This is a genomic window from Acinetobacter sp. H1(2024) (assembly GCF_046557555.1).
Lineage (GTDB): Bacteria > Pseudomonadota > Gammaproteobacteria > Pseudomonadales > Moraxellaceae > Acinetobacter > Acinetobacter seifertii.
In genome coordinates, this window is the sequence record NZ_JBKGFO010000008.1 from 18,875 (window position 1) to 36,526 (window position 17,652).

Genomic DNA, 17,652 nt, shown 5'->3' on the forward strand with positions numbered 1-17,652 from the left:
CATTTGCATTATGCAAGAAGACGAGTACGCATTTTTTCAAGCTTGTTAAGCGCAGAATCATCTATCACTTGATCGCCTGCACGAATAACCACACCTGCAATCAAAGCAGGATTAACTTCTACAGAAACATTAACTGCTGCCTTGAAGCGTTTTTCTAACGCATGTGCAAGCAATTGTTCCTGAACAGAAGTTAACGGAAACGCCGATTCAATCACGACATCAACCGTATTGTTATTCTGTGATTTAAGCTGTTCATATTCTGCTGCAATTTCAGGTAACAACACTAATCGATCGTTATCTGCAAGAAGTGTCAAAAAGTTAGACACTGCTTGAGATTGATCTTCACCTAAAACTTTAGCAAAAAGCTTCACTTGCTCCGCAGGAGTAAGTTCAGGGCGATTTAAATAAGCGGAAAATGCTTCGTCTTGCACCGCAGCACTGAGCACTTGTAACGCATTCGACCAATTGTCTGTTGCACCTTGCTCAGAAGCATAAGCAAATGCTGCTTTGGCATACGGACGTGCCAACGTCAAGAGTTCAGCCATAATTCGCCTCGCTTAAAGTTTAGCAGCCAGCTGAGACAGCATGGCGTTATGAGCTTCTGCATCAACTTGTTGGTTCAGGATCTTTTCTGCACCAGTTACTGCCAAGGCAGCTACTTGTTGACGTAATTCTTCGCGAGCAGAATTGATCTCTTGATCAACAACTTCTTTAGCTTGTTGACGAATACGCTCACCTTCAGCCGCAGCTTGAGTACGAGCTTCTTCGATCAATTGCGCTGCACGACGGTTCGCTTGTTCGATCAATTGAGCCGCTTGTGCTTTAGCTGCATCAAGTTCTTGCTTCACTTGCGCTTGTGCATCGGCAAGGTCAGCTTTCGCTTTTTCTGCTGCATTTAAGCCATCAGCGATTTTACGCTGACGCTCACTAATCGCATTGATTAGTGGTGGCCAAACAAACTTCATGCAGAATGCGACAAAAAACGCAAACGCAATCGCTTGACCAATCAATGTGAGGTTGATATTCATTGCAATTCCTCAAATAGTGGATTTAGGAATTAAGCTGATTAACCTACAAATGGATTAGCGAAGATGAAGAACAAGCCAATACCAACACCGATCATAGGCACAGCATCAAGAAGACCCGCGATTAAGAACATACGAGTTTGAAGTTGTGGAGCTAATTCTGGTTGACGAGCTACAGCTTCTAAAAAGCGACCACCCAAAAGACCAAAACCAATCGCAGTACCCAAAGCACCGAAAGCGATCAAGATAGCAGATGCAATTGCAACTAGACCTAAAGTGAGTTCCATGAAAAATTCCTCAGAGGTTAGGTTATTACCAAATTAAATTAAAAAAATTCAGCCCAACCATCATTTGATAGTTAGGCAATACCATTAATGTTTTTCGCTTGCCATGCTCAAGTAAACGATGGTAAGCATCATAAAGATGAATGCCTGCAACGTGATTACAAGAATGTGGAAGATCGCCCAAGGCACAGATAACGCCCATTGAATCCAAAACGGCAATAATGCAATCAGGATAAAGATTAACTCACCGGCATACATGTTACCGAACAGTCGGAGAGCCAATGAAATAGGACGAGCAAGGAATGTTACCAATTCCAAAATCAAGTTCACTGGAATAAGCAACGCTTTTGCAACTGGATTACTTGGGTTAAATGGGTTAAGTGCCAACTCGCCTACGAAACCGCCAACACCCTTCTCGCGGATGCTGTAGAACAAGATAAGTACAAATACAGATAAAGACATACCAAGGGTAATGTTTGGATCTGTAGATGGAACGATCTTGAAGTAAACGTGGTGAGGGTTCATACCAAATACGTTAGCACCAATAAATGCAGCTACTTGAGGAATCCAGTCAACTGGGATCAAGTCCATTAAGTTCATGAGGAAAATCCACACGAAAATAGTGAGTGCAAGTGGAGCGATTAAACGTGATTTGCCATGAAAAGTATCACGGACACTTGAGTCAACAAACTCAATGATCATTTCAATTGCAGATTGGAATTTTGTTGGAACACCAGCTTTCGCAGTTTTCGCAACCATCCAAAATAACAAACAAAAAATCACACCAAGGCCAATTGACCAACCCATTGAATCCAAGTGAATTGCAGTGAACCCCATCGAATGAGCTTCTTCAGCAGTCTCAGCCAATTTCCATGTACCATCTGGCATTTTGCCATAGGTCATATTGGTCAAGTGATGCTTGATATACTCTGTCGAAGTGAGGGCATGTTCTTCAGCAGCCATAAATCACACCTGGTCAATGTCAATTACTAAAAAGAAGGGAAACGAACATCGGCGTACTGTCGATATCTCGCCACCCTCCAAAAAATCTTCAATTCTTCTTGTTTCTATACTCGTTTTTGTAGACGTGAAACCCAAAAAGGAGCAACCCACGACATCATTTGAACGAGGATAAAACCAAACAGCAATGCTAACGGTGATAAAGGTTTAACATTGCTCAAAATCAAAATAAATCCAACGATCATGATTGCAAATTTGCCTAACATGCCCCTATACATGTTAGACAGCACTTGTTTCGATGCTCTCGCACCTGCTGTTCTGAAGGATTGCCACGCAAAATAACTGGTAGCAAGCCAGCAGACCAATGCACCAAGTGCCGCACTTAATGCTGCTGTCATGTCTTTTATGCTCCACGCCACAAGTGCGGAAACAGGGATCATGCATGCTTGTAAGAAGACCAAAGCTTTTGCTAATCGTCGGTCAATCAAGCGACTAGTTTGGCTCATTATTTATCCACTCACAGCATAAATGCTTGACAAGTTTAGCTGATGATCGCTTTTAATCGCAGGCATTATAGAGTTACACCCCTGAACATGCAATCTTTTCCCGACTTTAGTCGGGGTTTTTCGTGACAGGTGGTGCTGACGCTACAGTCAGCCTTTGTTTACTTTTTATCTTACTTTTGCGTATTTAATACGCATTTATCGGTTTTTATAGCCAGTTTCTTCCATGCTGTTACAAAATCGTCCTCATTATTCATACTTTCATCAACGGGTTGGAAGGTAATACTGCCCAGTTTCTGATATTGACCTTTTGTTGTGAAACTTTCTGCAAGTAAACACATCTGAGGTTTTGGTCGATTATCATTAAGATACTTAATTTGAGCCGCTGTAGGCGCAACATGCGGGTCATCCGTTAAAGCACCTGCAAACTTTAAATTAAGCGAGCGTTCCAAATACTGATAAGCATCATGATAAGACCAATAAGGTTTACCATTACTTGAGCTATCGTAAGCTTGAGCTGCCTGCAACATATTCCGAGCAAATGCATTAGCATTATTCCAATATTTCGCTTTACTTTCAGGATGCTGCTGCGAACGCAAAGCCGCAATAAAAAAGCCAATCCGCACTGCATTGTTTGGTTCTAACCAGACATGTGTATCTACAGTATTTGATAAAGCAACGCCACGTGTATTACGCTGCGGCAAAACAGTAAGAATACCACTGTCTAATAAAGAAATTGCTTTCTTATTGTTACTCAGCAATTTGTTTAAAGGAGCTTCATGAGCTTTTCCTAACCAAATTACCAAAGAAGCATCATTGATTGCTTTACGATGTTCTGGGGTGAGTTGAACGTCATGCCCACTTTGCCCTTGCAGCAATAACTGAGGCTCTTCAACGCCTTTAGTAATTTCTTTTGCAATCAAATAGATTGGGTGTGTAGAGACAACCAAACCCTGACTCCAACCTAGCGTACTCATTAGAGAGAACATACTGAAAACAAAAACGCGGAACATGACAGACCATCAATTAGTAATAGCTCGAAGCATGTTATAATATAACAAAGTTACAAAAATACCTAAGATTAATCGAATGAAGCATCGCTTCATGCTAATATTCCATTAAAAATTTGAGGTTATGTCTATGAGTTCTTGCACGCATGAACATCATGATTCTTTGCATGGTGTGCATGATCACCATAATGTCGCAAGTCGTTTAGCTGAAGCAGAAACTTTATGTTCTGCGGTTGGTGCACGTCTTACGCCTTTACGTAAAGAAGTTCTTGAACTCATTTTAAATGCTTCAGGTCCAATGGGTGCGTATGACTTATTAGCACGTATTAAAAGCCAAACAGATCGTCCTGCCGCTCCTCCTACTGTTTATAGAACTTTAGACTTCTTATTAGAAAAAGGTCTAATTCATCGCTTAACATCTATTAATGCTTATATTCCATGCTGTCATCCACGCGAAGGACATCAAGCTGCATTCTTAATTTGCACCGAATGTCACACTGTTAAAGAAGCATCTTCACAAGGTCTGACTCAACAACTCGACCAACTTGCAGCTTTAGATGATTTCACAGCACAACACAGCATTATTGAAATTTCGGGGAAATGCCAGCAGTGCCGCACAGCTCGCTAAATCCTGTATTGATTCAACTTGAACAGGTTTCTGTTCACCGTGATGATCGGGATATATTAAAAAAAGTCGATTTTGATCTGCATCAAAATGAAATTGTGACCTTAATTGGTCCAAATGGTGCGGGTAAGTCGACTTTAATTAAAGTTCTACTTGGAATTTTAAAGCCAAGTAGCGGACGCGTCATAAGCAACAGAAAACTAAAAATGGCTTATGTTCCTCAAAAGTTTAACCCTTCTCATAGTCTTCCTTTACGTGTTCAAGATTTATTAGATCTTGAAAAATGTATCCCTGCCCTTCGCCAAGAAATTATTCAAGACACTGGCATTGCAAAGCTACAACAATCAAAAGTACAGCAGCTTTCTGGTGGAGAGCGCCAACGTGTGCTGCTCGCACGTGCTTTACTTAGAAAGCCAGACATTCTCGTTCTTGATGAACCGATGCAAGGTTTAGATATTCAATCTGAAGCTGAGCTTTATGAGTATGTGCGTAGTCTGCCAGAGCGTTATGGATGTGCCATTTTAATTGTTTCCCACGATTTACAGTGGGTTATGCAAGGGACGCATAGAGTTGTTTGTTTAAATAAACATATATGCTGCAGCGGTTTACCTGAAAATATTCAACAGCATCCTGAGTATCAGGCAATATTTGGTACCCAGCGAGTTTTTTATCAACACCATCATGACCACTGTGCGCATGGTGATGCAGCACACCCCTGCCCTCACAATAGTCGACCTCACATTCACCCAGAACCGGAAGCTTAAGCCATGATGGAATGGTTACAATTATTGTTACCCGCATGGATTATGGGAACCTTATTGGTCTTTTTGACCGCACCACTTGGTTGTCTCATGTTATGGAGACGTATGTCTTTTTTTGCAGACACGATGGCACACGGAACCTTACTTGGAGTAGCAATTGCTGGTGCTTTAAGCCTTCCTTTGTGGCTTGGCGTGGCAGGTACGGCTATTTTATTAGTCGCTATTTTATGGGCATTGCATGACAATCGTTTGCCAAACGATGCTCTACTTGCCTTATGCTCAGCAACATTACTATGTAGTGGTCTTCTATTTATTCAACATGTTCCAAGTTTAAGACCAGAGCTTTTAAGTTATTTATTCGGTGATTTACTCAGTATCGACTGGCACGATTTACCTGTTTTCACATTAATTATTGCCGTATCACTGGCAATTCTTTATCGCTTTTGGCAACCTCAAATTCAAATTGCCATTGATTCAGACATTGCGATTAGTGAAGGCGTAAATGCGAAATGGCAGCGTCTCATTTTTATGTTACTGCTAGCCTTATTTACAGTATTAGCTTTACGAGCAGTAGGTTCACTTTTAATGGGTGCCTTACTGGTTATTCCAGCATTGAGCGCTCGACTACTCGCTCATTCACCAAAGCAAATGGTTATTTGGGCTTTTGTTTTAGCTCAACTCGGCGTCAGTATTGGCCTATGGTCAAGCGCCGCACTAAATATCTCAACTGGCCTCAGTATTGTTTTATGTATGGCTTTGGGTTTTGCTCTTATTTTCATGGTTCAAAAAATCAAAAACCAAACTCAAGCGGCCTAAATCAGGCTGCTTGATGAACTGTACTGAGTAATAACGCCGCGCAACTAAACATGACAGCAAAACCACGATTTAAATATTTTTGTTGTTTAGGTGAGCGAAGTAATCTTAAAACCTTTGACGCCAGCCCTGTATATCCAGCCATTACAATTAAATCAATGGTAATCATAGTAGCTGCCATAATCAGATATTGTATCCATTGAGGTTTACTTAAATCTAAGAACTGAGGCAAAACCGCCAATAAAAATACAATCGCTTTTGGATTACTGATATTGACCACAAAGCCATTCAATAGCAGCGCTGAAATAGACTTATTCTTTTTTTCATGTTGAATTTCGATGTCTTTTATAGGTGCTGTCCACTGCAAATAGGCTAAATACAATAAATAAGCTACCCCAAACCATTTAACCATCTGAAAAGCCAACGGCGTCGTCGCGAATAAAACGCCTACGCCCGCCGCTACAATCATGATTTGAATTAACAAAGCAATTTGCAAACCAATCGCATTCCAGTAACCATGTCTAAAACCATAGTTTAGACCACTCGACATAGAAGCAATCGCGCCCGCTCCAGGAGAAATACTAATAACCCAACAGGCCAGCATATAAGCAAACCAAATTTGCAAAGACATAATGAAATAAACAATAAAAGTGGAATTATACCGTTTTATAAAACTATCGTGGCGATAATTCAAACAATAAAATCAATAAATAGACTACTAACAGCTCTTCGCATCAGGCACAATAATTGAAGCTCATACTAAATTATAATTGAGGAGATACCTTCCAATGACTGCTCAATCTGTCATTTTGCCATTACCATCTGATCATGCCCGTTTTATTGTTCTTCGCTTAAAAGATCTAACAATTGATGAATTAAAAGAACAACTCGAAGCTTTATTTGAAACACGTGACCGTCTCATTACTCAGCATTCAGACGCGCAAATCAAAACAGCAGTCGCTTTTGGTCCAGAACTCTGGAAACAGCTTTACAGTCAATCTCCTGCTGGCTTTAAACAACTTGAACCAGAAAATGGTGCATTCAATATGCCTGTCGTACCAGCTGATGTGCTTATTCACATTGCCAGTATGCGTTCAGATATTTGTTTTGCATTAAGCCAAGCATTTTTTGAAGGTATTAAAGATAAAGTTGAAGTTCTGGATGAACGTGTTTGCTTCCGTTATTTCGATGGTCGCGATATTACTGGCTTTATAGATGGTACCGAAAACCCTCAATTTCCAGACGACCGCGCAGAAACCGCTCTGCTTCCAGAAAGTGCTGGAGTATTTGCAGATGGTAGTTTCATATTTGCACAGCGCTATGCACATGACTTGGAAAAGTGGAAAAAACTTAAAGTCGATGCGCAAGAAAATGTCATGGGACGTACTAAACTTGAATCTATTGAATTAGATGATGACGTTAAACCAGACAATGCCCACGTTGCTCGTACTGTCGTTGAAGATGATGAAGGCGAAGAAATGGAAATTTTACGTCATAGCTTACCTTATGGCGATGGTAAAGGTGATCAAGGCTTATTCTTCATTGCTTACACTAAAGACCTGAACATTATTGATGCTATGTTGAAGCGTATGTTTGGCACAAGTGGCGATGGCATTCATGACCGCCTATTGCATTTTGTAACACCTCTAGACGGCGCATATTACTTTGCACCAAGTGAAGAGTTACTAGAAGAAGTTTTAGAGGATTAAGTTTTTTAAAAAGTAGCTATCGCCACGGTAGCTACTTTTTTATTTAAAACAAAAAAACAAGGACTTTGATATTTTACAAAGATATTATCTTTACCTTTATAAATTAATAAAAATCACTCTTAAATATAAACTTAAGGCCCATTCGCATTTCTTATTTCAACCACTTCATTACAGTCTTTAGAAGTTGAATAAACAAAAATTCGTTTATCTTTATTTTCTAGAAAAATGGCATCTTTATTTTCACCAAAGGCATTTTTAGAAATATCACATTTATAAGCTGACAGTTGAAAGTTTTTTACGACTTCACATTTAGACTCAATAATATTGTCATTAAAACCATACCATCGCGCAATATTTGGATTTGAACAAGAAATTTCCCCTACTTGATCAGCTGTTTTAACTGCTTTACCCACACTCTCTTTCTTTTCACTCACAGCAGAGCCTGATTGATTTTTATCCGCCCGCACCACATCTGACTTATGACTAGCATCATGTTGAGCTTTATCTGGACTTTTATCGCCACACGCCATTAAAGCGCCTATAAAAATTAAAATATAAATATTTTTCATGAAAAAGTACTCATAATTATGTGTTATTTAAAAACTGATCTTAATTAAAGCCATTACCTGGCAAGTATATCTAATATTAACTGAAGCAAAACTTACAAATAACTTATCATTTTAGATTAGTAATATTTTCTAAAAGTGAATCATCTATTTTATTTTTAGAAGATTTAAAAGCCTCTGTAGCCAAATTAAGTTAATAAAAAAGGGAGTACTTTACTCCCTTTTTTAGACATCTAATATTTTAGAAAGGAATTCGCTTATATTTACGGTATTCTGGTTTCCAGAATGATTGTTCAATCTTCTGTTTAAGTAAATCATCGCTAATGGTTACAGCCACACCATCTGCCATTGCAGCTTTTGCCACTTCAAATGCAATCACTTTAGACACTTGTTGAATTTCGCCCAAAGGTGGCAACAAGTCAGCTTGTGGATCTTTCAACAATGGTGAACAGTCTGCTAATGCACTACTTGATGCCATAAGCATGTTTTCTGTAACACGTTTAGCACCTGATGCAACTACACCCAAACCAATACCTGGGAAGATGTATGAGTTGTTACACTGCGAAATATTGTAAAGTTTGCCATGATGATTTACAGGTGCAAACGGACTACCCGTTGCAATTAATGCTTTACCTTCAGTCCATTCCACAATATCAGCTGGTACAGCTTCAACACGTGAAGTAGGGTTAGATAACGGCATCACAATTGGTCGTTCACAATTGGCAGCCATAGTCTTAATAATTTCTTCAGTGAATAGACCTGGTTGGCCAGAAACACCAATTAACACTGTAGGTTTAGCATTCTTAACAACATCAAGTAGTGAAATCACTTCTTCAATGTTGCCCCATTGGTCTACCACTTCAGCTTTTTGAGCTAACTTACGTTGGAAGTCTAATAGGTTTGGCTGATTTTCAGTGATCAAACCAAAGCGGTCTACCATGTACACGCGAGCACGCGCTTCAGCATCGGTTAGACCTTCAGCAACCATTTGCGCAACAATTTGCTCTGCAATACCGCATCCCGCAGAGCCTGCGCCTAAGAAAGCAATTGTTTGATCTTTTAATTGCTTGCCCGCTGCACGACTTGCAGCAATCAAACTACCTACAGATACCGCTGCTGTTCCTTGAATATCATCATTGAAACAACAAATCTTGTCGCGATATTTTTCTAATAATGGCATCGCATTTTTTTGTGCGAAATCTTCAAACTGAATGAGTGCTTTTGGCCAACGACGTTTTACGGCCTCAATCACCATATCTACAAAGTCATAGTATTCATCACCACTAATACGTGGTTGACGCCATCCCATATAAATCGGGTCATTTAATAATTGAGGGTTATTCGTCCCTACATCAATTGTGATTGGCAATGTGTAAGCAGGGCTAATACCACCACATGCTGTATAAAGTGAGAGTTTCCCAATTGGAATACCCATACCACCAATACCTTGGTCACCAAGACCCAAGATACGCTCACCATCAGTAATCACGATGACTTTGACATTGTTTTTATTAACGTTTTGCAAAATATCATCAATCACATCGCGATCTGGATATGAAATAAAAATACCACGATGACGGCGATAGATATCAGAAAAACGTTGGCACGCCTCCCCCACAGTTGGGGTGTAAATAATCGGCATCATTTCTTCAAGATGATTTTCGATTAAGTGATAAAAAAGAGTTTCGTTGGTATCTTGGATATTACGTAAATAGATGTGCTTATTTATATCATCATTAAAAGCACAATATTGCTGATAAGAGCGTTGGCTTTGCTCTTCAATAGTTTCAATAATATGTGGAAGTAACCCGTGTAAGTTAAAGTTACTTCTTTCTTCTTGAGTGAAAGCAGATCCTTTATTTAAAAGGGGTAACTCTAAAAGTGTATAGCCTGCATAAGGGATATAAAGTGGGTGTTTACTTGGGTGTCCTGATATCATTGCCTATCTCATTTTCCAGCTTAGAACTCCGAAAAGTACAGTTTCAGCACTCTCTAAAGTTCGTTGTATGCGTAAGCTTAAGACTATTTGAGACGAAATAGGTATTTTAAACTGTGATATTGAAATTAAAGACTATTTAGTAAATATATAATATAAAATAAATATTAAAAATTAATTACTTATGATTTACAAGTTTTTTAAAATCATTCTCTATTAACTCTATACTTGGCTTGTAATCTTATAATTTTGCAGCCTCTTACATTTTCACAAGAAATACCAAGTGTTTTACTAGCTTATAATTTAGAAAATATTGTCTAAAAAGCCTATATTTACGTGCTTTTAGAATTTACTTAGGCTTATTTTTCAATATTTACAAAAAAAATAGTTGTAGGGAACGAAAAGAAAGAAATTCAGTGAAAGCGTTAAATGCACTCCCCCAACTCATAGGAAATTTGCTATATTTGACGTTTTTCTGCGACATCTATTTTCGATTGATATGAATACGGCAATACAAGCAGCTCTCGACCATGCAGTGCAAACCCTTCAGCAAGAAGGCGTGCTTCCTTCGGATTGGAATAATTCAAGCAATTTAACGCGCACCAAAGACCGAAGCCATGGCGACTTTGCTTCTAATATTGCCATGATCGGCTCTAAAGCTGCTGGTATGAAACCACGTGATTTAGCTGAAAAAATTCTTGCGGCTCTACCAGAAGTTGCAGATATCAGTAAAGCTGAAATCGCAGGTCCTGGTTTTATCAATTTCTTCTTAAATGCAGACCAACGTTTTGCGATTCTTGATCAAATTCAAGCTCAAAAAGAAATCTTTGGCCGTAGCCAATCAAATGCAGCGAAAAAGATTCAAGTTGAATTCGTTTCTGCAAACCCGACATCTAGCCTACACGTAGGTCATGGCCGTGGTGCTGCTTATGGTATGACTGTTGCAAACTTGCTTGAAGCAACAGGTGCTAAAGTTGATCGCGAATACTATGTAAATGATGCTGGCCGTCAAATGGATATTTTGGCGACTTCTACCTATTTACGTTATTTAGAATTATTGGGCCAAGACCTTGTATTTCCAAAAAATGCTTATCAAGGCGACTACGTTAAAGAGATTGCCCAAAGCATTATCGACAAAGATAACAATGCATATGTTCGTGATGTAGCAGACGTCTATAAAGATGTGCCAGAAGACGTGCAATATGCAGATGAACTCGATAGCGAAGGCAATAAAGTTGTATTGTCTGGTGACAAAGAAAAACACATTGATGGTCTTATTGCCAACTCACAACAATTATTAGGTGAAGGCTACCGTGTTTTCCATCAAGCAGCTCTTCATGCGATTTTAGATGACATTAAAGATGACCTTGCCGACTTTGGCGTAACTTTCAATCAATGGTTCAGTGAAGCATCTCTTAGCGCAAAAATTGATGAAGCTTTAGAAACACTTGATCAACGTGGCTTCCTTTATGAAAAAGATGGCAACATCTGGTTTAAATCGACTGAGTTTGGCGATGAAAAAGACCGTGTTGTTAAGCGCCGTAATGGTCAAACGACTTACTTTGCCTCTGACATTGCTTACCACTTAAATAAATTACAACGTGGTTATACTGACCTTGTTGATATTTGGGGTTCTGACCACCACGGCTATATCTCTCGCGTAAAAGCTGCTATTGATGCGATGGGTTATGACTCGAAAAAATTGACTGTTCTTTTAGTTCAGTTCGTAAGTTTGTGGCGCGGTGGTGAGATGGTTCAAATGTCATCTCGTTCAGGTCAATTCGTGACTTTACGCGACTTACGTAAAGAAGTTGGGAACGATGCTGCTCGTTTTTACTATGTAATGCGTAAAAGCGAACAACACATTGACTTTGACTTAGATCTTGCTGTATCACAAAGCAAAGACAATGCGGTTTATTATATTCAATACGCTCATGCACGTATCTGCCGTATGTTAGAAAAAGCAGCAAGCACTGGCTTACAGTTTGAAGTGGATGCTGCTCGTTCGCATGCTGCACGTTTATCACTTGATGCAGAAACTGAAATTCTTGCTAAACTTGCTGCATATCCAGACGTTGTATTACGTGCTGCTAATGCGTATGAACCACACCAGGTAGGTAACTACTTAAAGGAATTAGCTGCGCTATTCCACGGTTGGTACAATGAACACAAAGTTTTAAGTGATGATGCTGAACTTACACAAGCACGCTTATTACTTTCAATCAATGTACAACAAGTATTGCGTAATGGCTTAGAATTACTTGGTGTTTCTGCACCTGAAGCCATGTAAATAAATGCTGGATATTTGGTAGAACTACATATCCAGCCATGCTGTAAAAGACATCGCTTTGTGATGATAAACCTTACAGAGCGATGTTTTAAAGTAAACTCGAAAGAAAACAATCAAAAGACAGAGGAATAATCCACGTGTTTGGCAAAACGCAACGCGGTGTATCTGAAAGACCTAATAAGCCTAAAAAGCCTTTAATCCCTAAATGGCTAGGGACACTTGTCGCTATTTTAGTCGTCTTATGCATTGCGGTAATGCTCATGCTGTGGAAACCGTGGCAACCTGTTTCTTCAAAAAATCAGATTACGTCTGATCACTATAAAGAAGAAGAGACCAATAAAGACTATCGCTTTTATGATCTATTGCCTCAGCAACAAGTAACCCCTATTCCGGAACAAGCAATCCCTGAAAGTAAAAATCAAGGTACAGCAATGATTGTAGAGGCGCCTAGTACAGCACAACCTGCTGCATCAGAGTCTGTTGCTACTACTGATAGCGATGACTCTACAGCTGCTACACCTCAACAACCAAATTACATTTTACAAGTCCGTAGCTATACAGACCCCGATCAAGCAGATGCTCGTCGTGCAGAAATTATTTTAAATGGCTTATCTGCCGATGTAGTCAAAAGTACTGAAAATGGTAAGACTTGGTATCGAGTTATTTCTGGTCCATATGATACTCAAGATGCTGCGCTTGCAGCCCAGCAAACATTACAACATAGTGGTATTGACTCTATCGTAATTAAACGCAAATAAAGCAAGAGTGATAAAAAAGGAACAAATATTTGTTCCTTTTCTTTTATATGTCAGCACAATTTCTTTCGTTTGAACCCAAACTCTTTTGTTTTGCCTTTTGAAAAGCTGGCCGTTGCTGAACACGATGTAAAAAGGCTTGAATATGCGGATATTTACCTTGTAAACGCGACTGAAGAGCTTCTAGTGGAAAGCTCATTTGAATATCAGCAAATGAAAAATCCCCTGCAAAATATTCATGTTCAGATAAGTAGTTTTCTAAAAAACTAATATGATCTTTCATACGTGGACGAACAAAACTTGCTTTAACCCCTTCTGTGATTTTTTTTGCTACAGGTTGGATTAACCATGGCACGTGTTTGTTTACACTATTCATAACTAAAGTCATGACCAATAAAGGCATAAGTGAACCTTCAGCATAGTGCATCCAGTAAATATATTGCTGTAAATCCTGAGATTGCTTAGGTTTAAATTGCTGATTTTGATCGTAACGCTGCTGTAAATACTCCAAAATGACCGCTGACTCTGCAATGACTTGTTCATCGTCTGTCAAAATTGGGGCTTTGCCGAGGGGATGAATACATTTCAGTGTTTCTGGCGCAGAATAGTTGGGAAGACGTTGATAATAATGAATATCATAATCCAAACCTAACTCTTCTAAAGCCCATAAAATCCGAAACGATCGCGAACATTCCAGGTGGTGTACACTAATCATGCTATTGCCTACTTTTATTTTTCTTTTTTACATAAAAAACAGCATGTGAACATGCTGTTTTATTCCATTTGTGGGATGGATATAAAATCATCCACCTCAACAAAATAGCATTTTTACACTGTAACAAGCACAGTATGAATGTCTAAACTACGTAACAAAGTTTTAGTAACAGGCGTTTTACCACACACTGTTAATATTTTTTGCTGTAGTTCTTCGCTTGGTAACTCTTTAAAAACAATACGACGTTCAATATGTTCTTCATGCTCACGATTGGTATGAAAATCAATTTCAACTGAGAACTCACCAAAGTCATAATCTTTATGCTTTGCATACATTCTTAAAGTAATAAGTGTACAAGCTGCCAGACTCCCGGTAAGTAAATCATAAGGGGCTGGACCTTGGTCATGCCCTTCTAACTTCTCTGGTTCGTCACAAAAATATTGATGACGACCACTGGTGATTTCGCCCTTCCACTGCTCAGCAAGAGGCTTTGCTTTACTGCTTGCGATTACTGCTGTCATTTTGATGCTCTCATTTGATCTGGAAGAACTGGCGCTTCTAAACGCGCACCCACGTAGTCTGGAATTTCACCAAAACGCACATCATGATTAATCCACTGCTCCCGCGCTTCTTTTAAATCATCCATTGTACGTGCAACAAAGTTCCACCATAGTAAAATTGGAGTTTCAAACGGTTCACCACCTACTAACAGCACACGGTTCCCTTTCTTTACTTCAATTTCAATTTCACTTAAACCCGTATCTAATACAACCATGTTGTCGGCAGTGAGTTCATGGCCATTCACATGGGCAACCCCATCTAATGCCATAAAACCATATTCAAACTCAGGATTTAGTGGAATACGTGTTTTAGTATCTTCGGTAGCAATTAAATCAACACCTACTAACGGCGTATGCACTGCAACTGGGGAAGTAGTTGCCAAGTATTCACCCACAAGGACGGTAAACTCTAAACCATCCTTTTCAACAACAGGTAGTTCTGGGTAGTGTTCAAATTTAGGATCCATATTGCGCTTATGGTCAGGCAATGCGATCCAAAGCTGGGCAGCATGCATTTGAGTTTCTGTATCAGGGGCAACTTCTGTATGAGAGATACCATGACCTGCTGTCATCAGGTTTACTTGTTTAGGACGGATCAATTGCTTTGAACCTAAACTATCAGTATGCATCATGGTGCCTTCAATCATCCACGTGAAGGTTTGCAAACCAATGTGAGGATGAGGACCAACATCTAGACCATCACCCGCTGGAAAAGTTACTGGGCCTGCATGATCTAGGAAACACCACGCACCAATCATTCGCTTTTGACGGCTAGGTAAAGCCCGCTTAATGACTGTCCCCTGTCCAATTTCAGCAGAGCGAATTGGAAATTCCTGAATAAATTGATTGGCAAATTTCTCACAATCTTTTGAATCAGAAATATCGTAATCATTATTATTGCTCATGATATTACTCTCTTTTACCTATGCTTTTGCAATGAGTTGTTATACTGATCTTAACAATACACTCATTATTCAATATAGTCTTTTAGTAATACACAGGGTGTTATGAATGAGACAATCCTTTTTTTAGTTATAAAAATAAATAAAGCTGCATTCAGCAGCTTAAGATGACTGAGTTTTAACGAGCTGTTTTAGATTTTTCATAAATTGTCCGAACTGCGGAAAGAACTCTTGAAACAATGCATGATCTCGATTTTCCAGCATGACTTCACTAAATAACTTTAGACCAACGGCAAAAGATTTTGTGGTTTGATCATCGAAAAATTCTGCATTCTTTAACTTTTCAACAATCTCAAAAATATCGTCATGATTACCAGTATAGAACTCAAGTCTTTCCGTATAAGTAGAAACTTCGCCTTTGGCATCTTTTAAATGTTGTACAGTAACGTGATATTGATGCTGTTTCATATATAAATTCTCTATCAAAAATTAATGGTTTTGGATAATTTCAATCTGCTTTAAGTCAACTTGAAATTGATTAAATACCGATTGCAAACTCGCTAGAAATTGTTCTTGTTTGGCTTCTGTCAGTTCTGCACATTGAATCTGTAGCAGTTGATTATTGGCTAAGTCTGATAAGTTAAATTTGGCTTCACCTCGTTGGAAATGAGTATTTGAAATTAGGCGTGCTCCTACCAAATCACTGACCACCCGATAAACTGTTGCCAAACTCAACTTCTGTTTTTGGGTATATAGCTTTTGATAAATCTGTTTAACCGTTAGATCTTCTGCTTGCTGTTGAATTAAAGACAAAACAGCAAGTCTTGGATGAGTGACTTTTAGGCCCGCTTCTTTGATTTTTTGCTGTAGCTCTAACATGTTGTATCTCAACTTATAGACACCCGATTGCAACCGCAGCCTGATCAATTTTTTCGGCAATTTGATAGATCTGCTCTTGCTTCAAGTCAGTAGTATTCAATTTCAAACGTAAGGCTGTTTTTAAATTTTCCATGGCACGGTGAATTTCAATTAATTGATCATTACTGTGAATTTCACGTCTCAAACGTAATTTCTCTAAAAGTCCACTTAGTTTGTCTTGCTGTTCAGCTAAATAAGCTTCCCCAAACTCCGTAATTTGATATTGCTTACGCTCTACATCCACTAAGTTAATTAAATTCATTTCTTCAAGACTGGTCAAAGTCGGATAGATTGTTCCCGCACTAGGCGTATAGCCATCACCGACCAAATCACTTATTTCTTTAATAATTTCATAACCATGCTTAGGGCTTTGCTGAATAAGATGAAGTACTAAAAGTTTCATACGTCCAGCTTCAAAAAGTCTTCCACGGCGTCCCGAACGGTGATGACCGTAATGATGATCATTATGTTCAGCATGATGATGTTCTGATTGTTGTTTCATCTTTGAAGGTTCTCCAATATGCCTAATTTATATTTATTAAGATATATCTTAACATATCTTTTATCAAGTATAAGTAATAATATACAACCTATTATATTGATATTTATTAATATTAATTTTTGGCTTTAAAAGTTAAGCAATAAAAAGAGTGCTTAAGCACCTTACTAGTTAGTTTCCTGAGAAGAAGTTTAAGCTGACGAAAGAAAAGAATATTTATGATGAATTTCTTATAAAATGTAATATGTTAATTTTTCTCTTTAATCATAAATAATATGCACTTGTGTTATTTAAGCGATTTAACATTAGCAGATGCCTCTAATTTAGTTAGACTTTATACAAATGATACGACTAGAAAGTATTTAGGTGGCCCATTGGAAGTATCTCTAGCTCAAACGCGAGCACATGCTGATATTAATACTCCAAGTAAATTACCTATTTGGGCAATTCGATCTTCTACTGACCATAATTTTTTAGGAATTATATCTCTGGATACTCATCATGACGGTTCAGATATCGAAGTATCATATGAATTGCTGCCGGAATATATGGGATATGGATATGCAACTCAAGCACTTGAATTTGTTTTAAATTATTCATTTAATGAGTTAAATCTTAAGAAAGTAATAGCTGAGACTCAAACACAGAACAAAGCATCAATCAAATTATTAGAACGTGTTGGAATGGTTTTTGAGAAATCAGTAGAACGTTTTGGTTCAAATCAAAGTATTTTTTTTATTACTAATCACCAGTATATCGATAAACATAAATAATGCTTTTATCAATAGACATAAAAAAGGCAGGATTAAATCCTGCCTTTT

At 38.5% G+C, this 17,652-nt stretch carries 22 protein-coding genes; 7 read left to right on the forward strand and 15 right to left on the reverse strand.

Annotated elements, in window-relative coordinates; translation table 11 throughout:
* Window positions 1-8: 8 nt before the first annotated feature.
* From ACLCEG_RS17090 to ACLCEG_RS17115, 6 genes are all read right to left on the reverse strand, one after another.
* Window positions 9-545, reverse strand: a complete 537-nt coding sequence (locus ACLCEG_RS17090; RefSeq protein ID WP_004705938.1) for a F0F1 ATP synthase subunit delta — start codon at window positions 543-545, stop codon at window positions 9-11.
* A gap of 12 nt (window positions 546-557) precedes the next feature.
* Window positions 558-1,028, reverse strand: a complete 471-nt coding sequence (locus ACLCEG_RS17095; RefSeq protein ID WP_002054137.1) for a F0F1 ATP synthase subunit B — start codon at window positions 1,026-1,028, stop codon at window positions 558-560.
* A 38-nt stretch (window positions 1,029-1,066) separates the two neighbouring features.
* Window positions 1,067-1,312 (reverse strand): F0F1 ATP synthase subunit C, encoded by a 246-nt coding sequence (atpE, locus tag ACLCEG_RS17100; protein ID WP_000424060.1) that lies wholly within the window; start codon window positions 1,310-1,312, stop codon window positions 1,067-1,069.
* Window positions 1,313-1,396: 84 nt separating this feature from the next.
* Window positions 1,397-2,272: a F0F1 ATP synthase subunit A gene (atpB, locus tag ACLCEG_RS17105; protein WP_004705939.1), complete on the reverse strand. Its 876-nt coding sequence runs from the start codon at window positions 2,270-2,272 to the stop codon at window positions 1,397-1,399.
* Between the two features lie 104 nt (window positions 2,273-2,376).
* A complete protein-coding gene (locus ACLCEG_RS17110; protein WP_004705940.1) occupies window positions 2,377-2,775 on the reverse strand; it encodes an ATP synthase subunit I in 399 nt (132 codons plus the stop codon).
* A 170-nt stretch (window positions 2,776-2,945) separates the two neighbouring features.
* Window positions 2,946-3,785 carry a metal ABC transporter solute-binding protein, Zn/Mn family gene (locus ACLCEG_RS17115; protein ID WP_410568463.1) on the reverse strand — a complete coding sequence of 280 codons (840 nt, stop codon included), beginning with the start codon at window positions 3,783-3,785 and terminating at the stop codon, window positions 2,946-2,948.
* A 127-nt stretch (window positions 3,786-3,912) separates the two neighbouring features.
* On the opposite strand from ACLCEG_RS17115, the gene ACLCEG_RS17120 reads away from it, so the two are divergent.
* The 3 genes from ACLCEG_RS17120 to znuB are packed head-to-tail and all read left to right on the forward strand — an operon-like array spanning window position 3,913 to window position 5,984.
* Window positions 3,913-4,410, forward strand: a complete 498-nt coding sequence (locus ACLCEG_RS17120) for a transcriptional repressor (protein ID WP_002054239.1) — start codon at window positions 3,913-3,915, stop codon at window positions 4,408-4,410.
* The gene (gene znuC, locus ACLCEG_RS17125) at window positions 4,383-5,171 is read left to right on the forward strand and encodes a zinc ABC transporter ATP-binding protein ZnuC (RefSeq protein ID WP_410568465.1); all 789 of its coding nucleotides are present in this window, start codon (window positions 4,383-4,385) and stop codon (window positions 5,169-5,171) included. Before ACLCEG_RS17120 ends, znuC begins: the two co-directional genes overlap by 28 nt.
* A 3-nt stretch (window positions 5,172-5,174) precedes the next feature.
* Window positions 5,175-5,984 carry a zinc ABC transporter permease subunit ZnuB gene (gene znuB / locus ACLCEG_RS17130; protein WP_410568467.1) on the forward strand — a complete coding sequence of 270 codons (810 nt, stop codon included), beginning with the start codon at window positions 5,175-5,177 and terminating at the stop codon, window positions 5,982-5,984.
* Window position 5,985: 1 nt separating this feature from the next.
* Here the strand turns inward: znuB and ACLCEG_RS17135 are convergent, their stop codons facing one another.
* Window positions 5,986-6,612 carry a LysE family transporter gene (locus ACLCEG_RS17135; RefSeq protein ID WP_004705944.1) on the reverse strand — a complete coding sequence of 209 codons (627 nt, stop codon included), beginning with the start codon at window positions 6,610-6,612 and terminating at the stop codon, window positions 5,986-5,988.
* A 157-nt stretch (window positions 6,613-6,769) separates the two neighbouring features.
* On the opposite strand from ACLCEG_RS17135, the gene ACLCEG_RS17140 reads away from it, so the two are divergent.
* A complete protein-coding gene (locus ACLCEG_RS17140) occupies window positions 6,770-7,690 on the forward strand; it encodes a Dyp-type peroxidase (protein ID WP_191103148.1) in 921 nt (306 codons plus the stop codon).
* 131 nt (window positions 7,691-7,821) lie between these two features.
* On the opposite strand, the gene ACLCEG_RS17145 is transcribed toward ACLCEG_RS17140, so the two are convergent.
* Both ACLCEG_RS17145 and ACLCEG_RS17150 read right to left on the reverse strand, forming a co-directional pair.
* Window positions 7,822-8,259 (reverse strand): hypothetical protein, encoded by a 438-nt coding sequence (locus ACLCEG_RS17145; protein WP_191103149.1) that lies wholly within the window; start codon window positions 8,257-8,259, stop codon window positions 7,822-7,824.
* Between the two features lie 238 nt (window positions 8,260-8,497).
* Entirely contained in the window at window positions 8,498-10,195 is a 1,698-nt protein-coding gene (locus ACLCEG_RS17150; protein WP_410568469.1) for an NAD-dependent malic enzyme, read from the reverse strand.
* A gap of 496 nt (window positions 10,196-10,691) precedes the next feature.
* Between ACLCEG_RS17150 and argS the strand changes: the two genes are divergently transcribed.
* Window positions 10,692-12,482 carry an arginine--tRNA ligase gene (argS, locus tag ACLCEG_RS17155; protein ID WP_004705948.1) on the forward strand — a complete coding sequence of 597 codons (1,791 nt, stop codon included), beginning with the start codon at window positions 10,692-10,694 and terminating at the stop codon, window positions 12,480-12,482.
* Between the two features lie 137 nt (window positions 12,483-12,619).
* Complete coding sequence (locus ACLCEG_RS17160) at window positions 12,620-13,240, forward strand: SPOR domain-containing protein (protein WP_410568471.1); 621 nt, start codon at window positions 12,620-12,622, stop codon at window positions 13,238-13,240.
* A 43-nt stretch (window positions 13,241-13,283) separates the two neighbouring features.
* Here ACLCEG_RS17160 and ACLCEG_RS17165 read toward each other — a convergent pair whose 3' ends face one another.
* The 6 genes from ACLCEG_RS17165 to ACLCEG_RS17190 all read right to left on the reverse strand — a co-directional run bounded on the left by ACLCEG_RS17165 (window position 13,284) and on the right by ACLCEG_RS17190 (window position 16,834).
* Entirely contained in the window at window positions 13,284-13,952 is a 669-nt protein-coding gene (locus tag ACLCEG_RS17165; protein WP_410568473.1) for a glutathione S-transferase, read from the reverse strand.
* Between the two features lie 113 nt (window positions 13,953-14,065).
* Window positions 14,066-14,473, reverse strand: a complete 408-nt coding sequence (locus ACLCEG_RS17170) for an OsmC family protein (protein WP_191103151.1) — start codon at window positions 14,471-14,473, stop codon at window positions 14,066-14,068.
* Window positions 14,470-15,417: a pirin family protein gene (locus ACLCEG_RS17175; protein ID WP_004705952.1), complete on the reverse strand. Its 948-nt coding sequence runs from the start codon at window positions 15,415-15,417 to the stop codon at window positions 14,470-14,472. Before ACLCEG_RS17175 ends, ACLCEG_RS17170 begins: the two co-directional genes overlap by 4 nt.
* A 159-nt stretch (window positions 15,418-15,576) precedes the next feature.
* Window positions 15,577-15,882, reverse strand: coding sequence for a DUF3861 domain-containing protein (locus ACLCEG_RS17180; RefSeq protein WP_004705953.1), 306 nt, complete (start codon window positions 15,880-15,882; stop codon window positions 15,577-15,579).
* 21 nt (window positions 15,883-15,903) lie between these two features.
* Entirely contained in the window at window positions 15,904-16,293 is a 390-nt protein-coding gene (locus ACLCEG_RS17185; protein ID WP_191000854.1) for a Fur family transcriptional regulator, read from the reverse strand.
* Window positions 16,294-16,306: 13 nt separating this feature from the next.
* Window positions 16,307-16,834, reverse strand: coding sequence for a PadR family transcriptional regulator (locus ACLCEG_RS17190; protein WP_410568475.1), 528 nt, complete (start codon window positions 16,832-16,834; stop codon window positions 16,307-16,309).
* 272 nt (window positions 16,835-17,106) lie between these two features.
* On the opposite strand from ACLCEG_RS17190, the gene ACLCEG_RS17195 reads away from it, so the two are divergent.
* Complete coding sequence (locus tag ACLCEG_RS17195) at window positions 17,107-17,604, forward strand: GNAT family N-acetyltransferase (RefSeq protein WP_025465607.1); 498 nt, start codon at window positions 17,107-17,109, stop codon at window positions 17,602-17,604.
* Window positions 17,605-17,652: the final 48 nt, after the last annotated feature.